14 protein-coding genes are annotated in these 13,691 nt (G+C 72.1%); 10 read left to right on the forward strand and 4 right to left on the reverse strand.

Annotated elements, in window-relative coordinates:
• The first annotated feature begins 117 nt into the window (after positions 1–117).
• Positions 118–339 (forward strand): hypothetical protein, encoded by a 222-nt coding sequence (locus tag QEZ54_RS34955; protein WP_244871702.1) that lies wholly within the window; start codon positions 118–120, stop codon positions 337–339.
• Position 340: 1 nt separating this feature from the next.
• Here QEZ54_RS34955 and QEZ54_RS34960 read toward each other — a convergent pair whose 3' ends face one another.
• Positions 341–1,099: a lysophospholipid acyltransferase family protein gene (locus QEZ54_RS34960; RefSeq protein ID WP_281309069.1), complete on the reverse strand. Its 759-nt coding sequence runs from the start codon at positions 1,097–1,099 to the stop codon at positions 341–343.
• Positions 1,100–1,203: 104 nt separating this feature from the next.
• Between QEZ54_RS34960 and QEZ54_RS34965 the strand changes: the two genes are divergently transcribed.
• From QEZ54_RS34965 to QEZ54_RS34975, 3 genes are all read left to right on the forward strand, one after another.
• Positions 1,204–2,622, forward strand: coding sequence for a cytochrome ubiquinol oxidase subunit I (locus QEZ54_RS34965; protein WP_281309070.1), 1,419 nt, complete (start codon positions 1,204–1,206; stop codon positions 2,620–2,622).
• Between the two features lie 12 nt (positions 2,623–2,634).
• Positions 2,635–3,687, forward strand: a complete 1,053-nt coding sequence (gene cydB, locus QEZ54_RS34970) for a cytochrome d ubiquinol oxidase subunit II (RefSeq protein WP_281309071.1) — start codon at positions 2,635–2,637, stop codon at positions 3,685–3,687.
• Between the two features lie 304 nt (positions 3,688–3,991).
• Positions 3,992–5,305, forward strand: coding sequence for a PHB depolymerase family esterase (locus QEZ54_RS34975; protein ID WP_281309072.1), 1,314 nt, complete (start codon positions 3,992–3,994; stop codon positions 5,303–5,305).
• Between the two features lie 63 nt (positions 5,306–5,368).
• Here the strand turns inward: QEZ54_RS34975 and QEZ54_RS34980 are convergent, their stop codons facing one another.
• Positions 5,369–6,055 (reverse strand): hypothetical protein, encoded by a 687-nt coding sequence (locus tag QEZ54_RS34980; protein WP_281309073.1) that lies wholly within the window; start codon positions 6,053–6,055, stop codon positions 5,369–5,371.
• Positions 6,056–6,184: 129 nt separating this feature from the next.
• Here QEZ54_RS34980 and QEZ54_RS34985 point away from each other — a divergent pair, with 129 nt between their 5' ends.
• On the forward strand, positions 6,185–6,913 hold the full coding sequence (locus tag QEZ54_RS34985; RefSeq protein WP_281309074.1) for an SDR family oxidoreductase: 729 nt from the start codon (positions 6,185–6,187) through the stop codon (positions 6,911–6,913).
• Positions 6,914–7,008: 95 nt separating this feature from the next.
• Here QEZ54_RS34985 and QEZ54_RS34990 read toward each other — a convergent pair whose 3' ends face one another.
• Both QEZ54_RS34990 and QEZ54_RS34995 read right to left on the reverse strand, forming a co-directional pair.
• The gene (locus QEZ54_RS34990) at positions 7,009–8,124 is read right to left on the reverse strand and encodes an ATP-binding protein (RefSeq protein WP_281309075.1); all 1,116 of its coding nucleotides are present in this window, start codon (positions 8,122–8,124) and stop codon (positions 7,009–7,011) included.
• Positions 8,121–8,777, reverse strand: coding sequence for a response regulator transcription factor (locus QEZ54_RS34995; RefSeq protein WP_217398924.1), 657 nt, complete (start codon positions 8,775–8,777; stop codon positions 8,121–8,123). The genes QEZ54_RS34990 and QEZ54_RS34995 overlap by 4 nt, the downstream gene beginning before the upstream one ends.
• Positions 8,778–8,864: 87 nt before the next feature.
• On the opposite strand from QEZ54_RS34995, the gene alr reads away from it, so the two are divergent.
• The 5 genes from alr (at position 8,865) to QEZ54_RS35020 (ending at position 13,473) form a co-directional block, all read left to right on the forward strand.
• Entirely contained in the window at positions 8,865–10,010 is a 1,146-nt protein-coding gene (gene alr / locus QEZ54_RS35000) for an alanine racemase (RefSeq protein WP_281309076.1), read from the forward strand.
• 2 nt (positions 10,011–10,012) lie between these two features.
• Positions 10,013–11,035, forward strand: coding sequence for a D-alanine--D-alanine ligase family protein (locus QEZ54_RS35005; protein ID WP_281309077.1), 1,023 nt, complete (start codon positions 10,013–10,015; stop codon positions 11,033–11,035).
• The gene (locus tag QEZ54_RS35010; RefSeq protein ID WP_281309078.1) at positions 11,032–11,685 is read left to right on the forward strand and encodes an HAD family hydrolase; all 654 of its coding nucleotides are present in this window, start codon (positions 11,032–11,034) and stop codon (positions 11,683–11,685) included. The genes QEZ54_RS35005 and QEZ54_RS35010 overlap by 4 nt, the downstream gene beginning before the upstream one ends.
• Positions 11,686–11,769: 84 nt before the next feature.
• Positions 11,770–12,036, forward strand: a complete 267-nt coding sequence (locus QEZ54_RS35015; protein ID WP_281309079.1) for a hypothetical protein — start codon at positions 11,770–11,772, stop codon at positions 12,034–12,036.
• Positions 12,037–12,162: 126 nt separating this feature from the next.
• The gene (locus QEZ54_RS35020; protein WP_281309080.1) at positions 12,163–13,473 is read left to right on the forward strand and encodes a hemolysin family protein; all 1,311 of its coding nucleotides are present in this window, start codon (positions 12,163–12,165) and stop codon (positions 13,471–13,473) included.
• Positions 13,474–13,691: the final 218 nt, after the last annotated feature.

Below are 13,691 nucleotides of genomic sequence, written 5' to 3' on the forward strand. Positions count from 1 at the left end.
TCGGTTGCCCCCACACGGACCGCTCGCCAACAGTGGGCGACATCGGTGAGAATGTCCGCACCACCGCGTCGAAACAAGTCGATCCATGTCGGGTGCAACATCGGGAAGGGGTGCACGGTGGCTGATGACGACCCTGCGGACTGGTTCCGTCAGCTCTCGCCCGTACAGCGCGCACTGCTCGATCGGCTCGCGGAGGGAGCGACGATAGCGGCGGCCGCGTCAGCGGAGTACCTGTCGCTGCGCACCGCCAACCGCCGCATCGCCGACCTGCGCCAGGGGTTGGGCATCGGCACCACGCGCGAACTCGTCGCGGCGTACCGCGCCCGGCGAGGAGAGTGACCTACCGCCGCCGGGACCGCTGCGTCGAGACCGGGCGGGTCGGGTCGGTGAAGCGGGGCTGTCCGGGCTCGTCCGCGCGCAGCGGGGCGAGCTCGGCGGCGATGGCGTCGACGATCCGGTCCGCGATGCGCTGCGCCGCGCCGGGCCGGCCGGGGTCGATGTCCGACAGGTCCACCGGCCTGCCGACGTGCACCCGCACCACCGGGCGGCGGCGCAGGTTGCGCCAGATGAACGGCCACATGCCGGTGGGCGCGTCGTAGGGCAGCACCTCGTGCGAGCCCCAGATCGCCATCGGGACCACCGGCGCCTTGGTCGCCAGCACCAGGCGGCCCACGCCGGTGCGGGCGCGCTCGGGCCACAGGTGCGGGTCCAGGCCGATGCGTCCCTCCGGGTACAGCATCACCATCGAGCCCTCCGCCAGCGCGGTGACGCTGTCGGAGACGGCGTTGGCGGCCGTCGCCTCACCCCGGTCGGCCCGGATGTGCCCCTGCGCCCGCATCAGCGGCCCGATCACCGGGTGCTTGAACAGGCCCGCGTTGGCCATGACCCGGGGGTGTATCCGCAGCCGCCGGAACGCCGCGGCCATCGCGACCGGGTCGAACGGGCTGATGTGGTTGCTGGTCAGGATGAGGCTGCTGTGGCGCGCTTCACGCAGGTCACCGGTCACCTCGAGGCGGGCCAGCAGGCGGGTCACCACCGTCGCGAGCAGCAGCGCGAAGCGCAGCAGCGGCGGCGGTGACCACGGTGTGGGGGGAGTCACGGGGTCACATCCTGCCAGAGGTGACCCAAGTCCCATACCACGAGCAGGTCAGATGCGTAGCCTGACCGGAAGAGGATCAAAGACGCAAGGCGGGAGTTGCGCGCATGGACGCGACAGACCTGGCTCGGTGGCAGTTCGGGATCGTCACCGTTTACCACTTTCTCTTCGTACCCATCACCATCGGCATGGCGTTCCTGGTGGCGGGCTTCCAGACGGCCTGGGTGCGGACCGGCGACGAGAAGTGGCTCAAGCTGACCAAGTTCTACGGGAAGCTGTTCCTGATCAACTTCGCGATGGGCGTGGTCACCGGCATCGTGCAGGAGTTCCAGTTCGGCATGAACTGGAGCGAGTACTCCCGCTTCGTCGGCGACATCTTCGGCGCGCCGCTGGCGATGGAGGCGCTGCTCGCCTTCTTCCTGGAGTCGACCTTCCTGGGCCTGTGGATCTTCGGCTGGGACAGGCTGCCGAAGAAGATCCACCTGGCCTGCATCTGGATCGTGGCCTGGGGCACCGTGCTGAGCGCGGCGTTCATCCTGGTCGCGAACTCGTGGATGCAGAACCCGGTCGGCTTCAAGATCAATACTGAGCGCGGCCGGGCCGAGCTGACCGACTTCTGGGCCGTGCTCACCAACAAGGTCGCCCTGATCACCATCCCGCACACCATCGCGGGCGCGTTCCTCACCGGGGGCGGCCTGGTCGCCGCGGTCGCGGTCTGGCACCTGCTGCGCCGCCCCGGCCGCGACACCGCGGCCTACCGCAGCGCCGCCAAGGTCGGCGCGTGGACCACGCTGGTCGCGATGGTCGCCCTCGCCCTCACCGGCGACGTCCAGGGCAAGGTCATGACCGAGGTGCAGCCGATGAAGATGGCCGCCGCCGAGGCGCTCTACACCACCGAGCAGCCCGCGCCGTTCTCGCTGTTCACCGTCGGCACGCTGGACGGCAGCCGCCCCGTGTACGCCCTCGAACTGCCCGACCTGCTCTCCTTCCTGGCCACCGGCACCTTCGACGGCCAGGTCCAGGGCATCAACGACCTGCAGGCCGAGTACGAGGCCAGGTACGGCCCCGGCGACTACAAGCCCAACATCCCGGTCACCTACTGGACCTTCCGGCTCATGATCGGCTTCGGCGCGCTGGCCTCCCTGATCGCCCTGTGGGTCCTCTGGGCCACCCGCAAGGGCCGCGCCCCCGACGTGCATACGCGCGGCGGCAGGCTCCTGCTCGGCGGGGCGCTCGCCCTGCCCCTGCTGCCTCTCCTGGCCAACTCCACCGGCTGGATCTTCACCGAGATGGGCCGCCAGCCCTGGATCGTCTTCGGCCAGATGAAGACCGCCATGGCCGCCTCACCGTCGGTCGGCTCCGGCGACGTGATCACCTCGATGGTCGTGTTCACCCTGCTCTACGGCGCGCTGGCCGTGGTCGAGGTCGGCCTGCTGCTCAAGTACGCCAAGGCCGGCGTGCCCGACGTGTCCCCGCCCCCGCAGGCCGAGTCCGACCAGGACCGCCCGCTCGCCTTCGCGTACTAGGAGCGCGCCGCCATGCCACTGCACACCGTATGGTTCCTGCTCATCGCAGTCCTGTTCACGGGCTACTTCGTGCTCGAAGGCTTCGACTTCGGCGTCGGCATGCTGCTGCCGGTGCTCGGCCGCGACGACCGCGAGCGCCGCGTCGTCATCAACACCATCGGACCGGTCTGGGACGGCAACGAGGTCTGGATCCTGACCGCGGGCGGGGCCATGTTCGCCGCCTTCCCCGAGTGGTACGCCACCCTGTTCTCCGGCTTCTACCTGCCGCTGCTGCTCATCCTGCTGGCGCTGATCCTGCGCGGCGTGGCCTTCGAGTACCGCGGCAAGCGCGACGACGCCGTGTGGAAGCGGCGCTTCGACTGGTGCATCGTGTTCGGCTCGGTGGTGCCCGCGTTCCTGTGGGGCGTCGCGTTCGCCAACATCGTGCGCGGGGTGCCCCTGGACGCCGACCACCAGTACACCGGGAACCTGTTCACGCTGCTGAACCCGTACGCGCTGCTGGGCGGGCTGACCACGCTGCTGCTGTTCCTCACCCACGGCGCGATCTTCATCGCGCTCAAGACGGTCGGCGACATCCGGCAGCGCGCCAACACCCTGGCCTCGCGGGTCGGCGTCGCGGCCGCCCTGGTGGCGGTGGTGTTCCTGGTCTGGACGGTGGCCCGGCACTCGACCCCGCTGTCGGTGACCTTCGCCGTGCTGGCCGCGCTGTGCCTGGTCGGCGGGCTGATCGCCAACCGGATGCCGTCGCGCACGGACCCGCAGGGGCGGCGCGAGGGGTGGGCGTTCACCGGCACGGCGGCGGCGATCGCGTTCGCGGTGGCGGCACTGTTCGCCACGCTGTACCCGGACGTGCTGCCCTCGACGGTCGACCCCGCCACCAACAGCCTGACCGTGGCCAACGCGTCGTCCACGCCGTACACCCTGAAGATCATGACCTGGGTGGCGCTGGTGTTCACCCCGATCGTGCTGCTCTACCAGGGCTGGACGTACTGGGTGTTCCGCAAGCGCATCGGCACCCACCACATCCCCGAACCCGCCCCGGCCCCCGCCCACACCGAGGCGTAGGTCGCTGCAGTTTCGGGGAAAGTGCAGGAATCTTGGCGCGGATTCCAGCACTTTCCCCGAAACTGCCGGGCGCTAGAGCGCGGGCCGCTCGGCGCGGGCGGGTGCCGTTGGGCGATTGATGGGTGCCGCTCGGCGCGCGGACACACTGCGGGCGTGGGAGCGCTCCTAGACTGCCGGGCGGGAGTCATACCGCCCGCGCCGGGACGCGGGCGCGATCAAGAACTGCCGAGGGCACACCCCGTGGGGCTGGCACCGGGTGACGGCAGGATCCCGTGCTTGTCATTCGCCAAGGAGCGAGAGCCCCATGAAACTTCGCAGAGCCATGCACGCGCTGTGGCTGGCGGTCGTCCCCGTGGTCGCCGCGGCAGTCCTCAGCATCGCGACCCCGGCCCAGGCGGCCACCCTCACCGAGGTGACCAACTTCGGCACCAACCCCGGCAACCTGCGGATGTACCTGTACGTCCCGAACAACGTCGCCACCCGGCCCGCCCTGCTGGTGGCCAACCACTACTGCACCGGCAACGGCCCGGCGTTCTACAGCGGCAGCCAGTTCGCCTCACTCGCCGACCAGTACGGCTTCATCGTGATCTACCCGTCGGTGACCGCCAGCGACGCCTGCTTCGATGTCGCGTCCACCGCCACGCTCACGCACAACGGCGGCGGGGACTCGCTCAGCATCGTGTCGATGGTCAAGTACGTGCAGGCCAACTACAACTCCGACCCCAACCGCACCTTCGCCACCGGCGTCTCCTCGGGCGCCATGATGACGAACGTGCTGCTGGGCGCCTACCCGGACGTGTTCAAGGCCGGTTCGGCGTTCGCGGGGGTGCCGTTCGGCTGCTTCGCCGGGCCGACCAAGTGGAACAGCGCCTGCGCGCAGGGGCAGCTCACGAAGACCGCCGCGCAGTGGGGCGACCTGGTCCGCAACGCCTACCCGGGCTACACCGGGTCGCGGCCGCGCATGCAGCTGTGGCACGGCGTCAACGACGAAACGCTGAACTACGTCAACTTCGGCGAAGCGATCAAGCAGTGGACCAACGTCAACGGCATCAGCCAGACGCCCACCTCCACCGACACCCCGGCGGCGAACCAGACCCGCACCCGGTACGCCAACAGCTCCGGCCAGGTGCTGGTCGAGGCGTACAGCCTGGCGAACACGTCGCACAACCTGCCGGTCAACGCGGCGGCGGCGATCGCGTTCTTCGGGCTGAACACCACGTCCAGCCCGTCGCCGTCGGTCTCGCCGTCGCGGTCGGCCTCGCCCAGCCCGTCGGCGTCGCCGTCGGCCTCCCCGAGCCCGTCGCCGAGCGGCAGCCCGAACCCGGGCGGCTGCACCGCCGTGTTCAGCGCCACCAGCGTGTGGCAGACCGGCTACGTCGGCAACGTGCGGGTGACCGCGGGCAGCGGCGGGATCCGCGGCTGGCGGGTGACGCTGACGCTGCCGTCGGGCGCTTCGGTGGTCAACTCGTGGAACGGCGTGTTCGCGGGCACGTCCGGCACGATCCAGGTGACCAACATGAACTACAACGGGCAGCTCGGGGCCGGTGCCTTCACCGACTTCGGCTACCAGGCCAACGGCACCTCGCCGACGGCCACGGTCAGCTGCACCGCGCTCTGACCGGCGGCTGAGACAGGTCCGGCCCGGACACCGCGCGGTGTCCGGGCCGGATCGGCAGCGTCGTCAGCCCAGCTCGGCGAGCTTCGCCTCGAGCTCGGCCAGCTCGGCGCGCAGCTTCTCGGCGTGCGCCTGGGCTTCGGCCCGCTCGCTGGACAGGATCTGCTCCACGGCCTCCTGCACGCCCGGCACGTCCAGCAGCGACACCATCTTCAGCGCCTCCTGCGCCTTGATGACGTATGGCTTGGCCAGCGCCTTAGTGCCCTGGACCGCGCCGACCGTCCACTCCCCCTCGGTGTAGGCGAGGGTGACGGTGAGCCCGGCCGGCGGCTTGACCTTCGGAGCCTTGCCTGCGGCGGCACGGCGCGGCGCGGGGGCGGCACCGGTGACCTCTGCTTCGGACACCTCGGGACTCTGGGACACAGGACGCTCCTGACGTACGGGCTTCTGACGGATGACCATGAACTCCGGCTCGGGCGCGGCAGGCTCCTCCACCACCGGCTCGGGTGCGGGCTTCTTCCCGGTCGCGCCCTTGGGCGCGATGGTCAGATCGCTCGGCGCGAAGGGCAGCACGTCGCTGCCGAACTTCACCATGATCCACTCATCGTGGACCGCCGGATCGTCCAGCTGCACCACCTGCCCGAGCTGGCCCGCGATCTGCCCCGCGGCCTCGGTGAACATGACCCGGGGACGCTTGCCGGCGGCCAGTGTCTCCTCGATCTGGGTCAACTCCTGAGTCGACAATCCCGCCATAGCCGCGCTCCACACCTCTGCCTACGCCTCACCGAACACATGTTTGATACGCACGTTCTACCAGAGCCGACCGACAACGTGCGCACCGACACCCTGTCACCAGGCCCACCAGGCTGCTCTAATGGCGCCATGGCGATCACTCTTGTCACCGGAGGCGGCCGCGGCATCGGCGCCGCGACCTGCCTGCGCCTCGCCGCCGCCGGTCACGACGTGGCGGTGGGCTACCAGCACGACGAGCAGGCCGCCGCCCGGGTGGCCGCCGCCGTCGCGGCGACCGGGCGGCGCGCGCTCGCGGTGCGCGCCGACATCGCCGATGGTACGCAGGTGCGCGCGATGTTCGACCGGGTGGCGGCCGAACTCGGCACGATCACGGGTCTGGTCAACAACGCCGGGGTCGCCAGCAGCATCGGCCCGTTCACCGAGCTGTCCGAAGCGGACCTGCGCCGCGTCGTCGACGTCAACGTCGTCGGCTACATCCTGTGCGCCCAGCAGGCCGCCCGCCGCATGGGCCCCGGCGGCGCCATCGTCAACGTCTCCAGCGTCGCCGCCACCCTCGGCAGCCCCGGCGAGTACGTCCACTACGCCGCCGCCAAGGCCGCCGTCGAGACGCTGACCGTCGGCCTGTCCAAGGAGCTCGGCCCGGCCGGGATCAGGGTGAACACGGTCTCCCCCGGCGTGATCCAGACGGAGTTCCACGCGGGCAGCGGCGAACCCGCCCGCGCCGACCGCGTCGGCCCCGGCGCGCCGCTGGGCCGCGCCGGCGACCCCGACGAGGTCGCCGCCGCGATCGCCTGGCTCCTCTCCGATGAAGCGTCATACGTCACCGGCGCCACCCTCAAGGTCTCCGGCGGCCGCTGACCCACCCCGCCCCCTCGCCCCTCGCCCCGCGCTGCGATCTTGTCCCGCCCGACCGCCCGACCGCCCGACCGGCCGGGCGGATGGGCGGACGGAGGTCAGCGGGGGAGGATGACGCGGATGGAGAGGCCGCCGCCGGGGCGGGGGGTGGCTACGGCGTCGCCGCGGTGGGCCTGGGCGACCGCGCGGACGATGGACAGGCCCAGGCCGCTGCCGCGGGCGGAGCCGGTGCGGTCGGTGAGGCGGCGGAACGGCTCGAACAGGGCGGGGATCTCGTACGACGAGATCACCGCGCCTGTGTTGGCCACCACGATCTCGGCGTGGTGCGGCTTGGCCTGGGTGTGCACCCAGACCGCCCCGTCGGCCACGTTGTAGCGCACCGCGTTGTCGACCAGGTTGCGGATCAGCTGCTCGAGCAGGATCGGGTCGCCGACGACGGGGGCGGCGGCCAGCTGCGAGCTGACCTGGAGCCTGAGTTCGGCCGCACGGGCGGCGGTGGCCTCGACCGCCACGGTGGCCAGTTCGGCCAGGTCGACCCCGCGCCGCTCGGTGACCGCGTCCTCGGCGCGGGCCAGGGTGAGCAGCGAGTCGATCAGCCGCTCGTGGCGCAGGTTGACCGCGAGCAGGTTGTCGCCGAGCTGCTGCACCTGCGGCGGGCTGTCCGGCCGGGCCATCGCGACCTCGACCAGGGTGCGGTTGAGCGCGAGCGGGGTCTTCAGCTCGTGCGCGGCGTTGGCGATGAAGCGGCCCTGCCCGGCGAACGCCTCGTCGAGGCGGTCGAGCATGCTGTCGAAGGAGTCGGCCAGGCTCTTGACCTCGCTGGGCGGGGCGTCCAGATCGATGCGCCGGTGCAGCGTGCGGCCCGCGATGCGGTGCGCCGTGGCGGTGATCATGTTGAGCGGTTTGAGCAGCGTACCGGCGATGAACCAGCCCGCGGCCGTGGTCAGCACCCAGACCGCGAGCACCGTCAGCCCGCCCTTGAACAGCAGGTTGCGCTGCATCGAGTCCATGATCGCCTGCTTTGAGGCGTACAGCGAGGCGGCGTCCTCGTACGGGTAGCCGGTGATCTTGCCGGAGAAGGCGATGTTGAGGCTGTACTCCATGCTGTTGCGGACCAGGATCAGCGCGCCGACCAGCACGGCGCTGCCCGCGAGCAGGAACATCAGCCCGAAGACCAGGGTCAGCCGGACCCGCAGGCTGCTGCGGCCGCTCACTTGACCCGGTACCCGACGGCGGTGACCGTCTCGATCAGCTGCGGGTCGCCGAGCTTGCGGCGCAGTCCGCTGATGGTGACCCGGACGATGGTGGTGAACGGGTCCATGTTCTCGTCCCAGACCTTCTCCAGCAGCGTCTCGGCGGAGACCACGGCGCCCTCGGCGCGCAGCAGCTCCTCCAGCACCGCGAACTCCTTGCGGGACAGGTTGACGTAGCGGCCGTCGCGGTACGTCTCCCGGTGGTGCGGGTCCAGCCGCAGCCCGGCGCGCTCCAGGACCGGCGGCACGGCCGGGCGGGCCCGGCGGCCCAGCGCCCGGACCCGGGCCACCAGCTCGGCGAAGGCGAACGGCTTGGGCAGGTAGTCGTCGGCGCCCAGGGACAGCCCGGCGACCCGGTCGGCGACGGTGACCGAGACCGTGAGCATCAGCACCCGTACCCCCGAGCCGGAGGCCACGGCCTGGCGGCAGACCTCGTCGCCGTGCACCAGCGGGAGGTCCCGGTCCAGGACCATCACGTCGTAGTCGTTGACGGCGAGCTTCTCCAGCGCCGCGGCCCCGTCGTGGGCGACGTCGACCGCGAAGGCCTCCTGCCGCAGCCCTTCGGCGACGGCCTCGGCCATCAGCTCCTCGTCCTCCACCACCAGCACCCGCACGTGGGCAAGTATGCCCACGCGGTGTTAGCAGGGCGTTAGTGAATTCGCTCTCGGTGCCCTCACAGGCGCTGCGGTGGACTTCCCGGCGTGACTCACGATCTGGCCCAGGCGGAGGTGGACCTCGCCGCGGTGGCGCACAACGTAGGTGTGCTCGCGGCGCACACCCCGGCCGCGGTGATGGCCGTGGTGAAGGCTGACGCGTTCGGCCACGGCATGCTCCCGGTGGCCCGGGCGGCGCTGGCCGCGGGGGCGACCTGGCTGGGCGTGGCGACCGCGGCCGAGGCGCTGGCGCTGCGCGCGGCGGGGGTACGGGCGCCCGTGCTGAGCTGGCTGCACTCGCCGCGTACGGACTTCGCCGAGCTCGTCGCCGCCGACGTGGACGTGTCCGTGCCGTCGGTGGCGCACCTCGACGCGGTCGCGACCGGCGCGCACCAGGCGGGCCGCCCCGCCCAGGTGCACCTGAAGATCGACACGGGGATGGCCCGCAACGGCGCCGACCCCGCCGAGTGGCCGCAGCTGGTCACCCGCGCGGCGGCGCTGGAACGGGCCGGTCTGGTCAGGGTGCACGGCATCTGGTCCCACCTGTACGAGGCCGACCGCCCCGGCAGCCCCGGCACCACCGCCCAGCAGGACGCGTTCGCCTCGGCGCTGATCCGGGCGATGGCCGCCGGGCTGCGCCCGCCGCTGCGGCACCTGGCCAACTCCGCCGCCGTGTTCAGCACCCCCAGCACCCACTACGACCTCGTCCGCACCGGTCTGGCCCTGTACGGCGTGGAGCCCGTCCCCGGCCGCGAGCACGACCTGCGCCCGGCCCTGACCGTGACGACCGAGGTCGCGGCGGTACGCCGGGTGCCCGCCGGGACCGGGGTGTCGTACCACCACGCGTACAAGACGGCCCGGCCCACCACGCTGGCGCTGCTGCCGCTGGGCTTCGGCGACGGGCTGCCCCGGGTGACCGCGGGCCGGGCCGAGGTCCTGCTCGGCGGGCGGCGCTGCCGCGTCGTCGGGCGGATCTGCATGGACCAGTGCGTCGTCGACGCCGGGGACCTGCCGGTGGCCGCGGGCGACCCGGTGACCGTGTTCGGCCCCGGCGAGCTGGGCGAACCGACCGTCGCCGACTGGGCCGGCTGGGCGGGCACCAACCCCCACGAGATCCTCACCGGCCTCGGCGGCCGGATCCCGCGCCACCACCGCAGCCACGACCGCACTCGACAACTCACGGGGAGACACTGACCATGAGCACCATCCGGCTGGCCGTCGTCTACGGCGGCCGCAGCGGCGAGCACGACGTGTCGTGCAGGTCCGCCGCCGCGATCCTGGCCCACCTGGACCGCACCGCGTACGAGGTGACGGAGCTGCGCATCGACCGCGACGGCTGGTGGCACGTCGACGGGGTGCGCGGCGGGCTCGGCGACGCGATGCGGGCCCTGCGCGGCGTGGACGTGGCCTTCCCGGCCCTGCACGGCCCGTACGGCGAGGACGGCACGATCCAGTCGCTGCTGGAGCTGGTCGGGGTGCCGTACGTCGGCAACGGGGTGTTCGCCAGCGCGGCCGGGATGGACAAGGAGTTCACCAAGAAGCTGCTCGCCGCCGACGGCCTGCGCGTGGCCGAGGGGCTGGTGCTGCGGCCGGGCGTGGACGACGTGGACCCGATCGACCGGGTGGCGCTGGGGCTGCCCGTGTTCGTCAAGCCCGCCCGGGCCGGGTCCAGCCTCGGGGTGACCCGGGTCGACGCGTGGGAGCAGCTGCCCGAGGCGCTGGCCGCGGCCCGCCGCAGCGACAGCAAGGTGCTGGTCGAGCGGGCCTGCGCGGGGCGGGAGATCGACGTCGCGGTGCTCCAGCACCCGGACGGCAGGGTGCAGGCCGGGCCGCCGCTGGAGATCCGGGTGAGCGACGGGCACGGCTTCTTCGACTACGACGCCAAGTACACCGCCGGGCAGGTGGTGTTCGACATCCCGGCGCGGATCGACCCGGCGGTCACGGCGCTGCTGCAGCGGCGGGCGCTGCAGGTGTTCGCCGCGCTGGAGTGCCGGGGGCTGCTGCGGGTCGACTTCTTCGTGCCGGACGCGGCCACCGACCCGCTGGGCGGGGAGCCGATCGTCAACGAGGTGAACACGTTCCCGGGCTTCACCGCCGCGTCGCAGTACCCGCGCATGTGGCAGGTCGCGGGGCTGCCGCTGACCGAGCTGCTGGACGTGATGATCGCCACCGCCCGTACCGCGCCCGCGCTGTCCGCGCCGACTATCCTGGCGAGGTGATCAAGGCAGTCGTGTTCGACGTGGGCGAGACGCTCATCGACGAGAGTCGGATCTGGAGCCGCTGGGCCGACCGCCTGGGCGTGCCCCGGTTCGCCCTGCTCGGCCTGATCGGGGCCATGGCGGCCACGGACCGGCCGTTCAGTGAGGCGTTCGCGATGGTACGGCCCGGACTCGACCTCGACGCCGAGATGGCCGCCTGGGCCGTCGAGGAGTCCGGCAGCCTGCGCGAGAACTTCGACGAGCTCGACCTGTACCCCGACGTCAAACCCGCCTTCGCGCGGCTGCGCGAGCGCGGCCTGGCGGTGATCGTCGCGGGCAACCAGCCGCCGCAGGCCAAGGCGGCGCTGGAGCGGATGGACCTGGGCGCCGACGCGATCTACACCTCGGCCGAGTGGGGGCTGGAGAAGCCGCACCCGGACTTCTTCACCAGGGTCGCCGAGGTGGCGCGCACCGCGCCCGAGCACATCGCGTACGTCGGCGACCGGGTCGACAACGACGTGCGCCCCGCCGCCCGCGCCGGGATGAAGCCGGTGCTGATCCGGCGGGGGCCGTGGGGCTACCTCGGCTCGGAGCACCCCGACGCGGCACGCCTGGCCGCCGTGATCGACCGGCTGACCGAGCTGCCCGATCTGCTCGCCCCGGCCGGGTGACCCCCGAAGAGGGGCATCTCGGCGTTCGTACCCGGGGCGCACACCACCGCCTCTAGCGTGAAGGTGATCGCCGGAGGAGGAACGATGGCCAAGAACAACCAGTCCCAGCGGCACCCGCGGCCCTGGCCGCCGCACGCCGAGCCGGACGGGACCGACGAGCAGCAGGCCGCGCCCGTCGACCATGACCACGGGCCGCAGGACCAGCACGGATGGGCGGGCGAGCAGGCCCAGCAGCGGGCACGCGAGCGCTCCATGGCCGCCCGGACGAAGGCCGGCCGGACGCAGAGCTCCGCCGGGCAGGCCAACATCATGCGGCTGAAGAAGGGGAACCAGCCCCGAGGCGGTCGGTAGTCGTACCGTCGCGGACCGTCCACCCGAGCCCGGAGCTGCTGCTACCGTTGACCGGGTGGACGGGTGCAGTACCAGGCCGGGCCTCGAGCCCGGCTTCCGCGCACACCCCGCACCGGGTGGACCGCGATGAGTTCCCACTGGCCGCAGATCGCGCTGGTCGCCGTACTGATCGCGTTGAACGCCCTGTTCTCCGGCAGCGAGATGGCCCTGGTGTCGCTGCGCGAAGGGCAGCTGCGCCGCCTGGACCGCGAGAGCGGCGCCGGGCCGGTCGCCGCCCGCCTGGCCCGCGACCCGAACCGGTTCCTGGCCACCATTCAGATCGGCATCACCCTGGCCGGCTTCCTGGCCTCGGCCACCGCCGCCGTCGCGCTCGCCGACGTGCTGACGCCGTCGCTGGCCTTCCTCGGCGACGCCGCCAGACCCGTCGCCGTCATCGCGGTGACCCTGGTGCTGACCTTCCTGACCCTGGTGCTGGGTGAACTCGCACCCAAGCGCATCGCCATGCAGCACGCCGAGGTGTGGGCGCGGCTCGCCGCCCGCCCGCTGGACCTGCTCGCCCGGGTGTCGCGGCCCTTCGTGTGGGTGCTCAGCGCCGCCACCGACCTGTGCGTACGGATCATGGGCGGCGACCCGAAGGCCCACCGCGACGAGATCACCCCGGCCGAGGTACGCGACCTCGTCGCCAGCCACCGCGGCTTCACCGCCGAGCAGCGGCTCATCATCAGCGGCGCCGTCGAGATCACCGAGCGGATCCTGCGCGAGGTGCTGATCCCGCGCCGGGCCGTGTTCACCCTGGACGCCGCGTGCGGGGTCGACACCGCCCGCAAGGACCTGGCCGACTCCGGCTACTCCCGCGCCCCGGTCGTCCGCCGCGACCTCGACGACACGGTCGGCGTGGTACACCTGCGCGACCTGATCGGCCCGGACGGCGGACCGGTCGCCGCCCTGGCCCGGCCCGCGCTGCTGCTGCCGGACTCGCTGCACGCCGCCGACGCGCTGCGCCGGTTCCGTACCGAGCACCAGCAGTTCGCCCTGGTCGTGGACGAGCACGGGTCGGTGGGGGGCATCGTCACGCTGGAGGACCTGCTCGAGGAGGTCGTCGGGGAGCTGTATGACGAGACCGATCGGGATGTGGCGGCGGTACAGCAGAGCGATGACGGATCGCTGCACCTGCCGGGGACGTTTCCGGTGCACGACCTGCCTGACATAGGGGTCGAGCTGCAGGAGCGGCCGCATGGGGACTACATCACGGTCGCGGGGCTCGTCATCGCGATGCTGGGGCATCTGCCGACGCGGCCCGGGGAGATCGTGCACCTGGACGGGTGGACCGCTGAGGTCACGGGGGTGGACCATCACGCCATCACGGGGGTGCGGCTGCGGCCCTGCGGCGGGCCCAATGGGGACGCCCTTTGTCCGCCTCGGCCTCGGGCGGGGTAAGCGAAAGATCGCGCCGACGGGGAGAGGTGGCGGGCGGGGTAAGCGAAAGATCGCGCCGACGGGGAGAGGTGGCGGGCGGGGTGCGCTGATCGGCCGACCTGCGGCAGGTGGGGCTGCGCGGCTGGCGGGGGGCGGCTGGCTGCCAGCTGACGGTGATCGTCGTCAGCGGTCACTGACTTCGGTGCGCCGGGCCAGTGATCGCGATCAGCGGTCAGAAC

This window comes from Catellatospora sp. KI3 (assembly GCF_029948125.1).
GTDB lineage: Bacteria > Actinomycetota > Actinomycetes > Mycobacteriales > Micromonosporaceae > Catellatospora.